Genomic DNA, 19,550 nt, shown 5'->3' with positions numbered 1-19,550 from the left:
TTTTAAATTAAATTTGTAAATTCAAATTTACATTAGTTGTAAATATACTCTATTAGGATCCTAAAATAATCTTGATTAAGTTAATTAGCATAGTTTTTCTAAACCTCGGAAATAAAGCTCTGTGGCAATCGATTGATGTAGTCGCCATTGAATGATGTCAAGCTCTGGATTTACCTTTTTAAACTCTTCATATGTCATAAAATAGCGAATAGTATTACTACCAACACGATCATTGATGCTATTAATGATAAGATTAATTTTTTCGGCTCGAAGCTTTTTTAGCTCTTGCATAGCCGTTACAATAAATTTGGGCACAGGTGCTATACCTTTTTCCCAATCAAGCCATGTATTTGTATCTGTTTTTCCAATATATTCGCTTGCTTCTGACACTTTTATCATAAGAAAACGACGATACGCTTGCAATTCTACGCTAGTCATAAATACTCCTTATTATAATGTTTTTGCTCTATCCACTTAATGTGCTAATTTTTATTAAACTAATTCATTAATGCAGCGAGTTAGTGATCACTAACATAATGATAAAATTATAAAAAACACAGCTAATTCCAATGTCGTTAGATGTGTTTGTCTGTTGAGTAATTATTTTCCGGCTAAAGCATCAATTACAGATTGTTTTGCTCGTTCAGAAAGATCTTTTCCTGTCCAAATTTTAAATTGAGCATTTGCTTGACCAATAAACATTTCACGCCCTGATATCGATTCCCAGCCTGCTTTTTCTGCTTCTTGTCTAAATCGAGTATTGTATGGTGTATAGACAATATCATACGCCAAGCCTTTCCCTTTAAACCAAGCCTGTTCATAAGGCGTCTGATCTTCAAATTTACCTTGCATACCTAATGGGGTAGAATTGATAATAATTTGTGCTTCAACTTGGCTGCGTTCTTCCCAAGCTATTGCTTTTAAATTGAACTCTTTTGCTAATGCTTTGGCTGAGTCGAGCATAATGTCTGTCACGGTAATTTCGGTATAACCAAGGTCTTGCAATCCAACAACAGCAGCACGTGCTGCGCCTCCCGCCCCTAGTAATAAAACTTTTTTATATTCAACAGGTAATTTCTTTTGTTCAAGTGGCTGCATAAAGCCAATAATATCCGTATTATCGCCACAAAGTTTATCGCCATTCCAATAAACTAAATTAGCCGCACCTGCTTTTTTGACATGCTCAGTTACTTCGTCTAAATAAGGAATAATAGCCTGCTTATGTGGAATAGTGACACATAACCCTCTAATATTTAATAGCCTTACTGATTTAAATAGTGTTGATATTTCTTCAGGTGGCGTAGCAAAAGGCACTAAAACGGCAGGAATACCATAATCTTGAAATGATGTAGTATGAATAAGAGGGCTCATACTATGCCCTAACGGATAACCGATAATGCCGTATATACTATATGGCGTGAACTGGCTCATACAATCTCCTTGAAAATTAGATCTAATAGATAAAAGCGATAATTAATAGTATTAAACCATATTTATCATAAAATTAAACGGTTTTTATATTTATCTAAATTCACCTTAGCCATAATAGTATTATCACAACAATTATTATTTATTTGTTAATAATTATTTGGATAATGATCTTATTTTTACACTTAAATAAGATAATGCTTGAGAATTTGTGTATAACAGCGTATACTTCGCTACCTCATTATTATGGGTGTAGTGTGAGAGGTTAGACTGCTTCTCAGATAGAACTGCAGCAAACTAAAAGCCTGACGAGGTTAATTCCATTAACATATTACGCCCAGGGCTTAAGCATTGAAATTTCGGAGAATTATTGACATGTCACGAGTATGCCAAGTAACAGGAAAAGGCCCTTTAGTAGGAAATAATCGTTCTCATGCGATGAATGCTACTAAACGTCGTTTTCTACCAAACCTTCAAACTCACCGTTTCTGGATTGAGAGTGAAAAACGTTTTGTAAAATTGCGTGTATCTGCTAAAGGTATGCGTACTATCGATAAAAAGGGTATTGATGCGGTTTTAGCTGAACTTCGTACCCGTGGTGAAAAGTACTAATAAGGAAACCATATCATGGCAAAAGGTGTACGCGAAAAAATTAGATTAGTTTCTTCTGCTGGTACAGGTCATTTTTATACTACTAGCAAAAATAAAAGAACTATGCCTGAAAAAATGGAGATCAAAAAGTATGATCCCGTTGTTCGTCAGCATGTAATTTATAAAGAAGCTAAAATTAAATAGTTTTAGATAAATAAAAAACCCAGCAAATGCTGGGTTTTTTATTTTATTTTTTTCTATACATAACCATCAATATCTGCCTACCAACTTATTACCCATACTTGCATGTTAGCCTACCCTTTTTACTATTTTAAATTAAGAATAACTTAAGCCTACAATCATATAACTGATAGCAATTAAGATAGTTAGCTATTTAAAAGCACTCCTTGAAAAAATAAAAAAGCGCCAGTTGTTAATGGCGCTTTTGTCAGTAAACAAATAACTCTATTTCAAATATTGTTGTTCATAGGCTCTTGCTTTTTTGTCATCAAAAACATGTTCCCAGCGAGCTATAACAATTGCAGCTAATGCATTACCAACTACATTAACAACCGTTCTACCCATATCTAAAATACGCTCCACCCCCATAATATAACCAATCCCTTCAAGGGGAATACCAACACTGCCAAGTGTTGCGGATAACACAAGGATTGAAGCACCTGGTACTCCTGCTATACCTTTAGAAGCTATCATTAGGGTAATGACAATTATAATTTGATCTAAAATAGTTAAATCAATATGGAATAATTGGGCTAGAAAGATGACTGTAATACTTTGATAAAGCGTTGAGCCATCAAGATTAAATGAATAACCTGTTGGAATAACGAAACTTGTAATTGATTTTGGTGCGCCATATGACTCCATTTTTTCAATAATTTTCGGTAATGCTGTTTCAGAGCTTGCAGTTGAAAATGCGATAACCAGTTCTTCTTTCAATATTTTTAGCAATGTGAAAATATTAAAACGACAAATTTTACAAACAAGACCCAGTACCACTAATGTAAAAATAATCATTGCCGAATAGACGGTTAAAATTAATTTAAGTAGAGGAAGTAAAGATTCAAAACCATATTTCGCCACAGTTACAGTAATGAGTGCAAATACCCCCACAGGCGCATAACGCATGATCATATTAGTGACTTTAAACATAGTGTCAGACACTACTTTTAAGAAGAATAAAAATGGTTCACGTTGTTTATCTGGCAAAGACATTAAACCTAAACCAAAAAAGACACAGAAGAAAATGACAGGTAAAACAGCACCATCAGTCATAGCTTTAAAAATATTGGCAGGAATCATATCAAGAATCATAACAATTAAACCATGAGGCTTTCCACCTAATTCTTCAGCAGCTTGGGTATACTTACTAATATCAGCCGTTGCTAGTGTTGAGGAGTCAATTCCTGCACCTGGCGCAAAAATATTTCCCCAACAAAGACCTAATAAGATAGCAATCGTGGTAATAATCTCAAAATAAAGTATTGTTTTTAGGCCTAATGTCCCTAATCGTTTCGAACCACCAATACCAGCAATACCTAAAGTTAATGTACTAAGTATAATGGGCAAGACAATCATTTTAATTAAACGAATAAAAATATCGCCCGCTGGTTGGAAAATGTTGACTATCGAAAATTGATAATAAGAGTGTAAAGGGTGGCTAGGAGTAGAGAGCTCAAATAAATAAGCCCCCACCGCTATCCCTAAAATTAATGCAATCAAAATCTGCCATGCAAGATTAGTTAAGGCTTTTTTTATTGAGAAAGACATGTAATTCTATTCCTTTTCACGATATTGGAAAACAAAAAAGGACTAGCAATACCGACTAATCCTTTTTTTGTAATTAAAATTATTATTCAGATTCTTGAGTAGAATCATCACTATCGTAAGCATCTTGAGATAATTCTGATTCAACTTCATCTTCCGTTTCAGCAATTCGCTGCAGTCCAACAACTTTTTCGTTTTCGGCTGTTCGAATCAGGGTTACACCTTGAGTATTTCGACCAACAATACTTACTTCAGATACTCGAGTACGCACTAAAGTACCTGCATCAGTAATCAGCATGATTTGATCGGTTTCCTCAACTTGTACTGCACCAACAACTGCACCATTTCGTTCGCTCACTTTAATAGAGATCACCCCTTTAGTGGCGCGTGATTTAGTTGGATATAACTCTTGTTCAGTACGTTTGCCGTAACCGTTTTGTGTTGCCGTTAAGATTGCTCCATTTCCTCGAGGAACTATTAGTGATACGACTTTGTCGTCGCCCTCTAATTTAATACCTCGAATGCCCGTCGCCGTTCGCCCCATGCAACGAACTTTATTGGTTGGGAATCGAACAACTTTACCATTTGCAGAAAACAACATAATATCTTCTGTATTAGAGCTCTCAGCGACTTCATTATCCTCATTTTCAACTTCATCAATAATGGCATCATCATTCAGATCTTCATCATCAGTAACAGCTAAATGGTCGTTGCTAGTTAAATCCACACCAATTAATTCATCATCATCACGTAGATTAATCGCAATAATACCACCACTACGAGGCCGGCTGAATTCAATTAAAGACGTTTTCTTAACGGTACCTTGTGCTGTTGCCATAAATACGCAATGTTCATCATCAAATTCTCGAACAGGTAGGATCGCAGTAATACGCTCATCTGCCTCAAGCGGTAATAAATTGATAATTGGACGTCCACGTGATCCACGGCTAGCTTCGGGTAACTGATAGACTTTCATCCAATATAAACGACCACGGCTTGAGAAGCAAAGAATCGTATCATGGGTATTTGCTACCAATAATTTTTCAACAAAGTCTTCTTCTTTAATTTTAGTTGCCGATTTACCTTTACCACCACGACGTTGAGCTTCATAATCAGAAAGCGGTTGATATTTGACATATCCTTGATGAGAAAGAGTGACAACGACATCTTCTTGCGCAATAAGGTCTTCAATATTAATATCTGCACTACTTGCAGTAATTTCAGTTCGCCTTGCATCTTGGAATTGGTCACGAACACTTTCTAGTTCTTCGCGAATCACTTCCATTAGGCGTTCTGAACTAGCTAAGATGCGCAATAATTCACCAATTTGAACTAATAGATCTTTATATTCATCAAGAATTTTTTCGTGTTCTAGGCCTGTTAAACGATGTAAACGAAGATCTAATATAGCTTGTGCTTGTGCCTCTGATAGGTAATAGTGCCCTTGGCGAATACCAAATTCTGGTGCTAAATCTTCAGGACGAGCAGCATCATTACCCGCCTTTTCAAGCATTGCAGCAACATTACCTAATTGCCAAGCTTGCGCTAATAATTTCGTTTTTGCTTCGCTAGGCGTTGATGCTGCTCGGATAAGCTCAATCACAGGATCAATATTAGCAAGCGCTATCGCTAAACCTTCTAATACATGAGCACGCTCACGAGCTTTACGTAATTCGTATATTGTTCGACGTGTTACTACTTCTCGACGATGAAGGACAAAAGCTTCAATCATGTCACGTAAGTTTAAAAGCTTTGGTTGACCTTTATGTAAAGCAACCATATTGATACCAAACGAAACTTGTAATTGAGTCAACGAGAAAAGATTATTTAATACAACTTCACCAACCGCATCTCGCTTGATTTCAATAACAATACGCATACCATCTTTGTCAGATTCGTCACGTAATGCTGAAATGCCTTCTACTTTTTTATCTTTAACTAATTCTGCAATTTTTTCGATCAGTTTTTTCTTATTAACTTGATATGGGATCTCGTGGACTATAATGGTTTCCCGCCCACTATGATCATCGACTTCAATTGTCGCCTTAGACCGAATATAAATAATACCACGACCAGTACGATAAGCATTTTCAATGCCTTTACGTCCATTAATTAATGCTGCTGTTGGAAAGTCTGGCCCATGAATATACTCCATTAAACCATCAACCGAAATATTTTCATCTTCAATAAAAGCTAGGCAACCATTAATAACTTCAGAGAGATTGTGTGGAGGAATATTTGTTGCCATACCAACAGCAATCCCAGACGCACCATTAACTAATAAATTAGGAATTCGCGTAGGTAACACATCTGGGATCATTTCTGATCCATCATAGTTAGGTGAAAAATCAACTGTTTCTTTATCTAGATCTGTTAATAACGAGCCTGCAAATTTTTGCATACGAATTTCGGTATAACGCATTGCCGCTGCTGAATCACCATCAACAGAACCGAAGTTTCCTTGACCATCAACCAACATATAACGCAATGAAAATGGCTGAGCCATCCGCACAATTGTATCATAAACAGCTGAATCACCATGTGGGTGGTATTTACCGATAACGTCCCCAACAACACGAGCTGATTTTCGATATGGTTTATTCCACTCATATCCCGCTTCATGCATAGCAAATAAAACACGCCTATGAACAGGCTTTAAGCCATCTCGGACATCAGGTAAAGCACGTCCAACAATAACAGACATTGCATAGTCAAGATAAGAGGATTTTAGTTCATCTTCAATATTAACGGGGGTTATTTCTTTGGCTAATTCGGTCATAACACCATGTTCTCTTATTAATTTAAGTCATCATAACAGGCTATAATATAGCATAAAAACGCTAGTAATGCAGAACTAAACTGTTTTTATTTCAACTTATTCGCTATGAATAAACAATGTATTTTCAATTAATTGGCATAAGCAATTTAAAATCATTGCGTGCATTTCATATGCCATCACTTTGTTGTAAGATGGGACTCTTATTTCAATATCATTTTGCCCAAGCAAACCAATAACTTCGCCTCCATCAAAAGCAGTTAAAGCGACAATTTTCATGTCTTTAATTACTGCCTCTTGAACGGCTCGAATAATGGCTCTGCTATTTCCTTGGCACGTTGCTATAATTAAAACATCACTTTGCTGCCCTAATGCTTGAATTTGGCGGGCATAAATTTCTTCATGGTTGGCAATTGCACTTAATAAAACATTGTCCGATACAAGAGCTATTGCAGGAATGCTTGGTCTTTCGATATTAATACTGGTGATCAAACGCGAAGTAAAGCTTTGTACATTAGCAGCAGATGGGCCATTACCACAGCTCATTATTTTATTGCCATTAAGTAAACTCTCAACAATAATATTTGCTGCTTTTTCAATAGAATAACCAAGTGATTCTGCCATCACAATTTGAGTTTGAATACTTTCAGTAAAATAATTTTTAATTAAATCTTGCACGCTTTCACCCAAAAATTAAAATGCGTTAATAATCCATTTTTGACTTTTACCTGTAATAGCAAAAACATCAAACCTAAACTCTGTATCTTCAATATTTAAATTTTGCGTTATCATCCATTGCTGAGCAGTTTGCTTTATTTTATTTTGCTTATTTAACGTCACAGTCGTTTCAGCATGGCCAAAATTGGCATTTTTTCTATAACGTACTTCAATAAAAACAAGGCATTTACCATCTAGCATAATTAAATCAAGTTCACCAAAGCGAAATTGGGCATTATAGTCTAGAAGTTTAAGCCCTTGCTTAAGTAGGTATTGGCAAGCAATATTTTCATAATACTCACCAATTTGTTTTTTATTCGCTTTTCGAATCAGAGTTAGCTCCGCTATAAATGTATTGCTGCCAAGAGAGTGAGCGAGTCACTTCACATTGATCACTTGTTGATAATTTACCAGTCATACCATCTAGAAAATTGAGTTGATATGAATTGAGTTGATTAAATCGATTGGTAAGCCTCCACGCGTCAATCCCCATGGCATATAAACGCATTAACGAATAATCTTTCTGAACATTGCTAGGTATCTTTGTATTCACATTACCCTTTTGAATCATAGGAATTTCAGCATATTCAGTTTTATTCATATCATAATAAAAATCATCAGAAGCATTAGCAACATGGCTTTTTGAGCTTGAATAAAGCATGACAGCAGATGAGTTACCAATATTCTTATTAGCGCCCATATCAAGCATTGGTTTTATCAACGTCAATTCATCATATGATGCGTAAATGTAAATAGCATCAAATCCAGCCGATATCATTTCACCTGATGATACTTCATCATTCGAAATAGGGCTTCCCGCAAGGCTAATACCGACATTGTGATTCATATTAGCACTTAGTGTTTTAGCGTTACCAAAATATTGTACGTAAGCTTGTGAACTATTTGCCGACAGTTGTGCCCATTGTGCTGCAAAGCTTTGCGCAACACGCCTTCCCAAATCACTTTGAGGCACTAATACCAGTGGTTTTATTTTATTTTGGGAATAAATATGGTCAGCTGCATCTTTTGCTTCATCTTCTGGAGATAAAGCAAAAAAACACATTTTATTAGCAGAAGTAGTTGTTTTATCAACTTTGTTCAAGGCTAAAACAGGGATAGCAGGTGCTAGCTCTTTTATTTTAGTTACTTCATTTTTTAATAAAGGACCGACAATTAATTCAACATGTTGTTCCTGTGCTTGCTGGATTAAAGCATCCATAGGAGCACTAGTTGTATCGACTACAATTACATTTTGTTGCGGTTCTTGTGGAAAAAACTTTATAGCATCAATGTAACCTTGACGAATAGTTTCACCAAATATACGAGAAGAACCACTTAATGGTAACAATAAAGCAACCTTTTTTCCATTAGCATCAACTGCAAGCGTTTGTTCACCAGTCAATATTGATATAATTTCTTTAGCTGGATGATCAGGGTATTGTATAGCCCAATTATTAATGGCTTGTTTTAATAATTGCTTTTGATTTTGAGATTTTGTAGCAATTGTGTCTGGCGTATCATCATCTTGTGGAGCAGGTACATCATTATTTTGTTGATAAGCATATGCCAAATCAATCCAACCTTGTAATGTAATGTCATCTTCACCCACTAAAACTTTACCGATTTTATCAGCCTTTAACTTACTAAAAAAATTCCATGTACTGTTTAATAGTTGCCTTTTTTCAGTTTCAGATACATATTTTTCTAATTGAAGATAATCATGAGCTTGGGCATTAATATCTTTACTATTTATATCTAAGCCTAATTTTATCATATAATAGCGATATAGCTGTGAGTTATTCAAATCAACAATCGTTAATTGATTAAGGTCAAATGGACGCCTTTTTTTTACAGCAATTTCACCTTGTGATAATAATTTTTCTTCTTTCTGTTCAGCATTAAGATCGGAAGGTAAATTTGATAATAATGTGTTTGCTTGTGTCAATTTATTTTCTTTTATTAGGGCTCGAATAGCTAATAATTGCCAATTAACTTTCACAGAGCCAGAACTATTATCTGCTTGTGATAAATAATAACTAGAATTTTTGTTATTATCAAAGCTAAGTGATTGCTTTGATGTTTCAAAAGTACATCCTGCCAAAAATGTAAATAGTGACATAATTAACATAATATAAAAGGAGCGTTTTAAATTCATACCCATTCTCTTGTAAGTTGTTATCCCCAAATTCGTTGTACATGAACGGTCACTTCTTCTCGATCATGATAAAGCTGCTTAGCCTGAATTTGTACATTGATTTTTTTATTATTTAATTCATCGTTTAACAATTGTAAACTTTGTTTTACTTCTTCATAACGCTTTTTCATTGGTAGTTTGAGGTTAAAAATAGCCTCTCTGCACCAGCCATTAATCAGCCATTTGGCTATTAATTCAGTTACCTTGGCTGGTTTTTCAACCATATCACAAACCAACCAGTAAATATTATGCTTTTTAGGCACAAATTTGAAGCCATCTTCACGATAATGTTTAACTTGCCCTGTTTCCATTAGTTTTTCATTCATAGCCCCATTATCAATGGCATAAACCATCATACATCTTTTAACCAACTGATAAGTCCAACCGCCAGGACAAGCACCTAAGTCAACCGCATTCATCCCCCCCTTTAAACGCTCATCCCATTCTTCATAAGGAATAAAAATATGAAAAGCTTCTTCTAATTTTAGTGTAGAACGGCTTGGCGCATCAGTTGGAAATTTTAGTCTAGGAATGCCCATATAAAAAGGTGAATTATTTTGGCTTAGCGAATAACCAACATAACAGCTATTATTATTGATAAAAAATAAGTGAATTACAGGTCTTAATGGATTTTGGACTTTTAATAAAATACGTTTACTGCGCAACGCTTGGCGAAGGGGAACAGTAAATTTTCGGCAAAATCCAGAAAGCACTTTGCCTTCATTTGAATCGGCAACTTCAACACGCAAATCGCCAGCTTTATCGATAAGACCAGCTAATGCATCAATAATAGGAGAAATTCGGTCATTTGTCGGCAAATCTGTTAATAAATCGCCCGATACAAACATTTGTCTTGCAAAAATTAATGTTCGAAAAGCTAAATCTTTTATTATCAATTGTGCATCACCATCTTGATAACATTCAAAGACAACATAGCCACTGCTTTCTCTCACTTTTGCATAGCCGTATATTTCTTTTTTTGCTGCTCTATCGGTAATTTCTGCTGCACACTCTTTTTCAAATCCACAGCGACAATATAAAATAATTTTATTTAGTTTTTGCATATTGTAATTTTTACTCTTTCAACAAAAGCTATAAATAACAGCAATTTTAATCGGATTGAACATTATCGGTATATAAAGGAGCATCTCCCTTTGGGCGAGTTTTAAATCGCCGATGTAACCACATATATTGTTCTGGTGCTTTTAAAATTTCTTGCTCAATGACTTTATTCATAAAAGTAGCAGCACGTACATCATCATCTATTGGATAACCTTCCAGTTCTGAGGTAACGTAAACTGTGTAGTGACCATCTTTTTCACGTTTTGGCGTAAAAGGAATAATTGCAGGCTGACCTAATTTAACTAGTATGCGAGTACCCACTGTTGTTGCCACTTTTTCGACTGAAAATAGTGGTGCAAATACGCTATTTTTAGGACCATAATCGTGGTCAGGCGCATACCATAACAACTCGCCATTTTTTAGTGCACGAATCATCCCTTTTGTATTATGACGGTCTAGCATATATTTATTTGACTTGAGCCGACCTTTAAGTTGAACATAATCCATGACGGGATTATCATTGGGTCGATAAACCCCTACACCAGGATGGCTCATTCCTAAAATACGAGCACCTAATTCTAAAGTCAAAAAATGAATGCCAATAAGCAAAACACCTTGGCCTGATTGTTGCACTTTTGTAATGTTAAAGTCACCAACAATAGAAACATATTTCGCAAGCCGTTTATCTGACCAAAACCAAGCCATACCTGTCTCAAAAATAGCCAAGCCAGTCGAAATAAAATTTTCACGCAACATCTGCTCTCGTTCTTGTTGCGATTTTTTTGGAAAACAGAGCTTAAGATTTTGCCTTGCTGTTTCTTTACGTTTTCCGATCAGTCGCATTGAAAGTAAACCTAGTCCTTTACCAATTTGGTAAATAACTGGGTAAGGTAATAAAACAGTTACATATAAAACGCCAATACCAAACCACGTTAACCAATAACGAGGGTGCAGTAACCGTTTAGTAAAAATAGGGCGAATTTCCTGATTTAGGCTCATAGTAAGATCAAATAGCTATTTAAACAGTAGTAGATTATTATATACCATATCTTGATTTGCGAAGCAGAAAATAAAATACTTACATTTAAATAAATACTTCCTTTAATTTTTGTTTTTAGTAAAAATGATAATTTAAAATAAACATTAGGAAATAATTTGATTAATCCCTAATATTTATTTTCTCATTTTTATTTAGTAATAAAACATACACAAAATGTATCTATTTCCTGAAAATTCTTTACCAAGCTTTAAACTGCAACAGGGGCTTTAATCGCTGGGTAAGGATCATAATCCATAATTTCAAAGTCATCAAAATTATAATCAAAAATTGTTGGAGGTTTACGTTTAATCATTAACTTTGGTAATACTTTTGGCTCACGACTTAATTGTAAATGGGCTTGTTCCATATGATTGGAATAAAGATGTGTATCTCCACCAGTCCACACGAATTCACCCACTTGTAATTCACATTGCTGTGCAATCATGTGAACTAACAAAGAATAGCTTGCAATATTAAACGGCAACCCTAAAAATACGTCACAAGAACGCTGGTACAGCTGACAAGAAAGCTTACCATTTGCAACATAAAATTGGAAAAAAGCATGGCACGGTGCTAATGCCATTTTGTCTAATTCACCGACATTCCAAGCAGAAACAATCATACGTCTAGAGTCAGGATCATTTTTAATTTGCTCAATTAACTGCGAAATTTGATCTATTTGACGACCATCATCAGCACCCCATGCTCGCCACTGTTTACCATATACAGGACCTAAATCACCATTTTGATCAGCCCATTCATCCCAAATAGTTACTTTATTGTCTTTTAAATAATTAATATTTGTGTCACCCTTCAAAAACCAGAGTAATTCATGAATAATTGAACGTAAATGGCATTTTTTAGTTGTCACAAGGGGAAAGCCTTCTTGTAAATTAAATCGCATCTGATGACCAAAAATAGATAGCGTTCCTGTGCCTGTTCGATCTGGCTTAGAGGTACCCTCATCTAAAATTTTTTGCATTAACGCTAAATATTGTTTCATCGTATTTTTGCCTTCTTATTAAATCTATACGCAAGTAAGATCATTAAAATGCCACCAATAATCATTGGTAAACATAGAATTTGCCCCATACTAAAAATATTTAAAAATAAACCTAATTGCTCATCTGGCTGTCTAAAAAATTCTATAACAAATCTAAATAAACCATAGCAAAGCAAAAACAACCCAGATACAGCCCCCGTTGGTCTTGGTTTTCGAATAAAAATATTTAAGATAATAAACAGCACAACACCTTCAAATAGCATTTCGTAAAGCTGCGATGGATGTCTTGGTAAAATACCATCTAACTGAGAATATAGAGAAAACCATTCTGGATGAGTCTGAACATACATAAAATCGGCATGCGAGGAAGCTGGAAATAGCATGCCTATAGGCGAATCAGTTACTCGTCCCCAAAGCTCCCCATTAATAAAATTACCAAACCGCCCAAACATCAAACCAATAGGAACTAGAGGAGCAACAAAATCACCTACTTGCATAAAACTTTTATTTGTCTTTTTAGCAAAAATAGCAATAACACAAACAGCACCAATTAAGCCTCCATGAAAAGACATACCTCCTTCCCAGACTTTAAATAAAATTACTGGATCTTTAATAAAAGCATCAAGGTTATAGAAGAACACATAACCTAGCCGTCCACCAATAAAAAGGCCTAAAAATCCCCAAAATAATAAATTTTCAACTTGCTGTGATGTCCATTGGCTATTCGGTTTATTTGCTCTGCGTTTAGCCAAGTAAAGAGCACCGAGCACCCCAAATAAATACATAGCACCATACCAATGAAGTGATATAGGTCCAATAGAAAAAGCTATCGGATCAAAATTAGGAAATTGTAAATATTGATTCATTTTTTAATACGCTTTTTGTTTTTTCGTTTATGAGCAAAGAAGTTAAACCGTTTCTTTTTTGAAACATTAGCCATCGGGGGTGCAATTTCAGATTGTATAGCAAACACAGGTAAAGAAAATTCCTTCATCGCCTTTCTATAGACATCTCTTTTAAAAGCAATAACCTGACGAATAGGGTACCAATAACTAACCCATCTCCAATCATCAAATTCAGGTGTTGAAGACATATTGAGATTAATTGCTGACACATCAGATATCAATTCTAATAAGAACCACTTCTGTTTTTGACCAATACAAACTGGCTGATTTTCCCAACGGATCATTCTTTTGGGTAGTTTGTATCGCAACCAACCATTAGTAACAGATAAAATCTTCACATCTTTTGACGATAAACCAACTTCTTCATTTAATTCACGAAACATTGCCTGTTCAGGCGTTTCGTTTATTTTTATTCCGCCCTGAGGAAACTGCCAAGAATTTTGCCCATACCGACGAGCCCAAAGTACTTGACCATACCTGTTGCAAATAACTATTCCTACATTTGGACGGTAGCCATCATTATCGATCACTGACTACCTCAAAAAAAATTATTTTTAATACCTAAATTGTTTCATACATGTGGCAATAAATAAATAAAAAAATGAATTAATCATGTAAATATATCTTTATGTAAACTATATAATAGTTCATAAAAAGCTTGCTCAACAAAATAAGCAACCACATATTCCAACATTAATTAATAATAATTACAATAACAGTAGCCTACAATCAGCGGTGATAAAGAAATACTCATATTAGAATACATCATCATGGTATTAATAATTATTTGGCACTTTCATCTTGTATTGAAAAAGTGGGTAACTCAACAAAGTTACCTAATTTACCAGCCCGCAAACTACTAGCTAGGATGTCGGTCAGCATAAAACTGTAGTCTTATTCACGTCGGCATTAAGCCAAACTTAGTAACCACAGCCATCATTAAAATTTTCTCATCCCAATTAGGGAAAAACCTTTTATAACCAGTTGATGAACTAACAATCAACGTACTCTAAGTAAAAAGCTATTAGTATAATAACTGTCTTTTAATGTTTGATATTTTCCATGCACCGAAAATTGTGTCACAACATTAAACGGTTTATTAAAGGCTATTAGTGAACTCATTTCATTCCAACATCAACTTATCATCTTCAATCCGTTATTCTTCGAGCTATCCGCTCTAGATATTACTATACAAATAAGAAATCCATTACCAATAAAATAACAAACGTAAAAAAGCCCAGCATCGCTGCTGGGCTTCACTAAATTTAAAAGTCTGGCGGCACCCTACTCTCACATGGGTAATACCCACACTACCATCGGCACTACGGCGTTTCACTTCTGAGTTCGGCATGGGGTCAGGTGGGACCACCGCGCTATTACCGCCAGACATATCCTGTCTTCTCTTCTCTCAATTACCGTGTATTATCTCATATCCACAGCAATTGCTCAATCCAGAACAAACTGCTCTATCATTTATTAAACAATTTAAAGTCAATCTCTCTAAAAATATCAACTTCAATCATCCAATCGCGTAACTCCAAAACAACTCCGAGTTGTAAGGTTAAGACTCTCGGTTCATTAGTATCAGTTAGCTCAATGTATCACTACACTTACACACCTGACCTATCTACGTCTTAGTCTCAAACGGACCTTACTGAATCTCTTCAGGGAAAACTCATCTCAAGGCTAGTTTCGTACTTAGATGCTTTCAGCACTTATCTATTCCGCACGTAGCTACCGGGCAATGCAATTGGCATCACAACCCGAACACCAGCGGTGCGTTCACTTCGGTCCTCTCGTACTAGAAGCAAACCCTCTCAATTTTCCTACGCCCATGGCAGATAGGGACCGAACTGTCTCACGACGTTCTAAACCCAGCTCGCGTACCACTTTAAACGGCGAACAGCCGTACCCTTGGGACCTACTTCAGCCCCAGGATGTGATGAGCCGACATCGAGGTGCCAAACACCGCCGTCGATATGAACTCTTGGGCGGTATCAGCCTGTTATCCCCGGAGTACCTTTTATCCGTTGAGCGATGGCCCTTCCATTCAGAACCACCGGATCACTATGACCTACTTTCGTACCTGCTCGAGCCGTCACTCTCGCAGTCAAGCTAGCTTTTGCCATTGCACTAACCTCCTGATGTCCGACCAGGATTAGCTAACCTTCGTGCTCCTCCGTTACTCTTTGGGAGGAGACCGCCCCAGTCAAACTACCCACCAGACAGTGTCCCTTACCTCGATTCAGAAGTATAGGTTAGAACATCAAACATTAAAGGGTGGTATTTCAAGGGCGACTCCATGCATACTGGCGTACACACTTCTTTGTCTCCCACCTATCCTACACATTAAGGCTCAATGTTCACTGTCAAGCTATAGTAAAGGTTCACGGGGTCTTTCCGTCTTGCCACGGGTACACCGCATCTTCACGGCAATTTCAATTTCACTGAGTCTCGGGTGGAGACAGCCTGGCCATCATTACGCCATTCGTGCAGGTCGGAACTTACCCGACAAGGAATTTCGCTACCTTAGGACCGTTATAGTTACGGCCGCCGTTTACTGGGGCTTCGATCAAGAGCTTCTGCATAAGCATAACCCCATCAATTAACCTTCCAGCACCGGGCAGGCGTCACACCGTATACGTCCACTTTCGTGTTTGCACAGTGCTGTGTTTTTATTAAACAGTTGCAGCCAGCTGGTATCTTCGACTGATTTCACCTCCATCCGCATGGGACTTCAATTAACATCAGCGTGCCTTCTCCCGAAGTTACGGCACCATTTTGCCTAGTTCCTTCACCCGAGTTCTCTCAAGCGCCTGAGTATTCTCTACCTGACCACCTGTGTCGGTTTCGGGTACGATTGATTATAACCTGAAGCTTAGAGGATTTTCCTGGAAGCAGGGCATCAATTACTTCTGCACCTTAGTGCATCGTCATCACACCTCAGCGTCTCAGTGACCGGATTTGCCTAATCACACGCCTACATGCTTAACCCACCATCCAATAGGTGGTAAACCTAGCCTTCTTCGTCCCCCCATCGCAGTTATAACCAGTACGGGAATATTAACCCGTTTCCCATCAGATACGCCCTTCGGCCTCTCCTTAGGGGTCGACTCACCCTGCCCCGATTAACGTTGGACAGGAACCCTTGGTCTTCCGGCGAGCGGGCTTTTCACCCGCTTTATCGTTACTTATGTCAGCATTCGCACTTCTGATACCTCCAGCATGCCTCACAACACACCTTCTACGGCTTACAGAACGCTCCCCTACCCAATACACTTGCGTGCACTGCCGCAGCTTCGGTGCATAGTTTTAGCCCCGTTACATCTTCCGCGCAGGCCGACTCGACTAGTGAGCTATTACGCTTTCTTTAAATGATGGCTGCTTCTAAGCCAACATCCTAGCTGTCTAAGCCTTCCCACTTCGTTTCCCACTTAACTATGACTTTGGGACCTTAGCTGGCGGTCTGGGTTGTTTCCCTCTTCACGACGAACGTTAGCACCCGCCGTGTGTCTCCCATGATTAAACTTGTCAGTATTCGGAGTTTGCATCGGGTTGGTAAGCCGGGATGGCCCCCTAGCCGAAACAGTGCTCTACCCCCAACAGTTACTCATGAGGCGCTACCTAAATAGCTTTCGGGGAGAACCAGCTATCTCCCGGTTTGATTGGCCTTTCACCCCCAGCCACAGGTCATCCGCTAATTTTTCAACATTAGTCGGTTCGGTCCTCCAGTTAGTGTTAACCAACCTTCAACCTGCCCATGGCTAGATCACCGGGTTTCGGGTCTATACCCTGCAACTTAACGCACAGTTAATACTCGGTTTCCCTTCGGCTCCCCTATTCGGTTAACCTCGCTACAGAATATAAGTCGCTGACCCATTATACAAAAGGTACGCAGTCACTATTACCCAACGGTAACAGCTCCCACTGATTGTACGTACACGGTTTCAGGATCTATTTCACTCCCCTCCCGGGGTTCTTTTCGCCTTTCCCTCACGGTACTGGTTCACTATCGGTCAATCAGGAGTATTTAGCCTTGGAGGATGGTCCCCCCTTCTTCAGACAGGATATCACGTGTCCCGCCCTACTCTATAAGCTTCCACATCATGCATTTTCATGTACGGGACTTTCACCCTCTATCGTGCGACTTTCCAGACGCTTCCACTAATACATCATGCTACCCGCTTGGGCTCCTCCCCTTTCGCTCGCCGCTACTTAGGGAATCTCGGTTGATTTCTTTTCCTCGGGGTACTTAGATGTTTCAGTTCTCCCGGTTCGCCTCATCTGACTATGTATTCATCAGATGATAGTGTAGTCACCTACACTGGGTTTCCCCATTCGGACATCAACGGCTATAGCGCCTTTTATCGGCTCACCGTCGCTTTTCGCAGATTAACACGTCCTTCTTCGCCTCTGATTGCCTAGGCATCCACCGTGTACGCTTAATTTCTTAACCTTACAACTCACAGTTGTCTTGGTTTTCAATTTACGCTTTTTTCTCTTTTTTACTTCAATACTTTTAATTTAATCAGCTTAACTCAATATTTATCAAATATATCATTAAACCAAAAATAAAAACTTTCCGTAAAAACGAGAACTCGTTTCTTTCAGCTTGTTCCTAATTATTAAAGAGCTTTATCTTTCTATTCACTCATCTTTTAACTCAAGTAAATACAAACATAATTTTTTCATCATCGAATAATAGAGATATCTTTAATGGTGGAGCTAAGCGGGATCGAACCGCTGGCCTCCTGCGTGCAAGGCAGGCGCTCTCCCAGCTGAGCTATAGCCCCATTGTCTCACTTCATCAACCAATCAAGCTAAAATCAGCTTAACAAGTAGAATTGGTGGGTCTGAGTGGACTTGAACCACCGACCTCACCCTTATCAGGGGTGCGCTCTAACCACCTGAGCTACAGACCCAATAAAGTGACTCTTTCTTCTAAACAAACAATCTGTGTGAACACTTACGAGCTCTTCGTAAGGAGGTGATCCAACCGCAGGTTCCCCTACGGTTACCTTGTTACGACTTCACCCCAGTCATGAACCACACCGTGGTAAACGCCCTCCCGAAGGTTAAGCTATCTACTTCTGGTGCAACCCACTCCCATGGTGTGACGGGCGGTGTGTACAAGGCCCGGGAACGTATTCACCGTGACATTCTGATTCACGATTACTAGCGATTCCGACTTCATGGAGTCGAGTTGCAGACTCCAATCCGGACTTAGACGTACTTTATGAGGTCCGCTTGCTCTCGCGAGGTCGCCTCCCTTTGTATACGCCATTGTAGCACGTGTGTAGCCCTGGTCGTAAGGGCCATGATGACTTGACGTCGTCCCCACCTTCCTCCGCTTTATCAACGGCAGTCTCCTTTGAGTTCCCGGCCAAACCGATGGCAACAAAGGATAAGGGTTGCGCTCGTTGCGGGACTTAACCCAACATTTCACAACACGAGCTGACGACAGCCATGCAGCACCTGTCTCACAGTTCCCGAAGGCACTCCCATATCTCTACAGGATTCTGTGGATGTCAAGACCAGGTAAGGTTCTTCGCGTTGCATCGAATTAAACCACATGCTCCACCGCTTGTGCGGGCCCCCGTCAATTCATTTGAGTTTTAACCTTGCGGCCGTACTCCCCAGGCGGTCGATTTATCGCGTTAGCTTCGGAGCCCATCACTCTAGGCAACAAACTCCAAATCGACATCGTTTACAGCGTGGACTACCAGGGTATCTAATCCTGTTTGCTCCCCACGCTTTCGCATCTCAGCGTCAGTATCTGTCCAGAAGGCCGCCTTCGCCACCGGTATTCCTCCACATCTCTACGCATTTCACCGCTACACGTGGAATTCTACCTTCCTCTACAATACTCTAGTTAACCAGTTTTAAGTGCAATTCCTAGGTTGAGCCCAGGGCTTTCACACCTAACTTAATTATCCGCCTACATGCCCTTTACGCCCAGTCATTCCGATTAACGCTCGCACCCTCCGTATTACCGCGGCTGCTGGCACGGAGTTAGCCGGTGCTTCTTCTGTAATTAACGTCAATTGTTG

The 19,550-nt window shown here is 38.4% G+C and carries 15 protein-coding genes, 2 tRNA genes and 3 rRNA genes; 2 read left to right on the top strand and 18 right to left on the bottom strand.

Annotated elements, in window-relative coordinates:
* Window positions 1-84: 84 nt before the first annotated feature.
* Both A9G30_RS00305 and aroE read right to left on the bottom strand, forming a co-directional pair.
* Window positions 85-438: an Aca2/YdiL-like domain-containing protein gene (locus A9G30_RS00305; RefSeq protein WP_065587706.1), complete on the bottom strand. Its 354-nt coding sequence runs from the start codon at window positions 436-438 to the stop codon at window positions 85-87.
* Window positions 439-600: 162 nt separating this feature from the next.
* Window positions 601-1,431 (bottom strand): shikimate dehydrogenase, encoded by an 831-nt coding sequence (aroE, locus tag A9G30_RS00300; RefSeq protein WP_065587705.1) that lies wholly within the window; start codon window positions 1,429-1,431, stop codon window positions 601-603.
* A 372-nt stretch (window positions 1,432-1,803) separates the two neighbouring features.
* On the opposite strand from aroE, the gene rpmB reads away from it, so the two are divergent.
* Both rpmB and rpmG read left to right on the top strand, forming a co-directional pair.
* On the top strand, window positions 1,804-2,040 hold the full coding sequence (gene rpmB / locus A9G30_RS00295) for a 50S ribosomal protein L28 (RefSeq protein ID WP_065587704.1): 237 nt from the start codon (window positions 1,804-1,806) through the stop codon (window positions 2,038-2,040).
* Between the two features lie 15 nt (window positions 2,041-2,055).
* Window positions 2,056-2,223: a 50S ribosomal protein L33 gene (rpmG, locus tag A9G30_RS00290; protein WP_025314526.1), complete on the top strand. Its 168-nt coding sequence runs from the start codon at window positions 2,056-2,058 to the stop codon at window positions 2,221-2,223.
* A 261-nt stretch (window positions 2,224-2,484) separates the two neighbouring features.
* Here rpmG and gltP read toward each other — a convergent pair whose 3' ends face one another.
* From gltP to A9G30_RS00215, 16 genes are all read right to left on the bottom strand, one after another.
* Complete coding sequence (gene gltP, locus A9G30_RS00285) at window positions 2,485-3,795, bottom strand: glutamate/aspartate:proton symporter GltP (RefSeq protein ID WP_442903436.1); 1,311 nt, start codon at window positions 3,793-3,795, stop codon at window positions 2,485-2,487.
* Between the two features lie 94 nt (window positions 3,796-3,889).
* A complete protein-coding gene (gyrA, locus tag A9G30_RS00280) occupies window positions 3,890-6,583 on the bottom strand; it encodes a DNA topoisomerase (ATP-hydrolyzing) subunit A (RefSeq protein WP_065587702.1) in 2,694 nt (897 codons plus the stop codon).
* Between the two features lie 96 nt (window positions 6,584-6,679).
* Window positions 6,680-7,258 carry an SIS domain-containing protein gene (locus A9G30_RS00275; protein WP_065568336.1) on the bottom strand — a complete coding sequence of 193 codons (579 nt, stop codon included), beginning with the start codon at window positions 7,256-7,258 and terminating at the stop codon, window positions 6,680-6,682.
* Window positions 7,259-7,273: 15 nt separating this feature from the next.
* Entirely contained in the window at window positions 7,274-7,603 is a 330-nt protein-coding gene (locus A9G30_RS00270) for a YraN family protein (protein ID WP_255305705.1), read from the bottom strand.
* A 7-nt stretch (window positions 7,604-7,610) separates the two neighbouring features.
* Complete coding sequence (locus A9G30_RS00265; protein WP_176700810.1) at window positions 7,611-9,452, bottom strand: penicillin-binding protein activator; 1,842 nt, start codon at window positions 9,450-9,452, stop codon at window positions 7,611-7,613.
* A 20-nt stretch (window positions 9,453-9,472) separates the two neighbouring features.
* Window positions 9,473-10,555 (bottom strand): 23S rRNA (cytidine(2498)-2'-O)-methyltransferase RlmM, encoded by a 1,083-nt coding sequence (gene rlmM, locus A9G30_RS00260; protein WP_065587700.1) that lies wholly within the window; start codon window positions 10,553-10,555, stop codon window positions 9,473-9,475.
* A 46-nt stretch (window positions 10,556-10,601) separates the two neighbouring features.
* Window positions 10,602-11,552 (bottom strand): LpxL/LpxP family Kdo(2)-lipid IV(A) lauroyl/palmitoleoyl acyltransferase, encoded by a 951-nt coding sequence (lpxL, locus tag A9G30_RS00255; RefSeq protein WP_065587699.1) that lies wholly within the window; start codon window positions 11,550-11,552, stop codon window positions 10,602-10,604.
* Between the two features lie 248 nt (window positions 11,553-11,800).
* Window positions 11,801-12,595 (bottom strand): thymidylate synthase, encoded by a 795-nt coding sequence (gene thyA, locus A9G30_RS00250; RefSeq protein ID WP_065587698.1) that lies wholly within the window; start codon window positions 12,593-12,595, stop codon window positions 11,801-11,803.
* Complete coding sequence (gene lgt, locus A9G30_RS00245) at window positions 12,592-13,461, bottom strand: prolipoprotein diacylglyceryl transferase (RefSeq protein ID WP_065568309.1); 870 nt, start codon at window positions 13,459-13,461, stop codon at window positions 12,592-12,594. Before lgt ends, thyA begins: the two co-directional genes overlap by 4 nt.
* Window positions 13,458-14,030, bottom strand: a complete 573-nt coding sequence (gene rppH / locus A9G30_RS00240) for an RNA pyrophosphohydrolase (protein WP_065587697.1) — start codon at window positions 14,028-14,030, stop codon at window positions 13,458-13,460. Before rppH ends, lgt begins: the two co-directional genes overlap by 4 nt.
* Window positions 14,031-14,499: 469 nt before the next feature.
* On the bottom strand, window positions 14,500-14,622 hold the full coding sequence (locus tag A9G30_RS13295) for a hypothetical protein (RefSeq protein WP_255305704.1): 123 nt from the start codon (window positions 14,620-14,622) through the stop codon (window positions 14,500-14,502).
* A gap of 149 nt (window positions 14,623-14,771) precedes the next feature.
* Window positions 14,772-14,887, bottom strand: a 5S ribosomal RNA gene (rrf, locus tag A9G30_RS00235).
* 170 nt (window positions 14,888-15,057) lie between these two features.
* Window positions 15,058-17,956, bottom strand: a 23S ribosomal RNA gene (locus tag A9G30_RS00230).
* A 261-nt stretch (window positions 17,957-18,217) separates the two neighbouring features.
* A tRNA-Ala gene (locus A9G30_RS00225) sits at window positions 18,218-18,293 on the bottom strand.
* A 52-nt stretch (window positions 18,294-18,345) separates the two neighbouring features.
* Window positions 18,346-18,422, bottom strand: a tRNA-Ile gene (locus tag A9G30_RS00220).
* 58 nt (window positions 18,423-18,480) lie between these two features.
* Window positions 18,481-19,550: ribosomal RNA gene (locus A9G30_RS00215) — 16S ribosomal RNA — on the bottom strand; the annotation flags it as partial.

This window comes from Gilliamella sp. Fer4-1 (genome assembly GCF_001690515.1).
GTDB lineage: Bacteria > Pseudomonadota > Gammaproteobacteria > Enterobacterales > Orbaceae > Gilliamella > Gilliamella apicola_C.
Note: the sequence above shows the minus strand (reverse complement) of the source record. Positions and strands in the feature narration are given on the sequence as shown.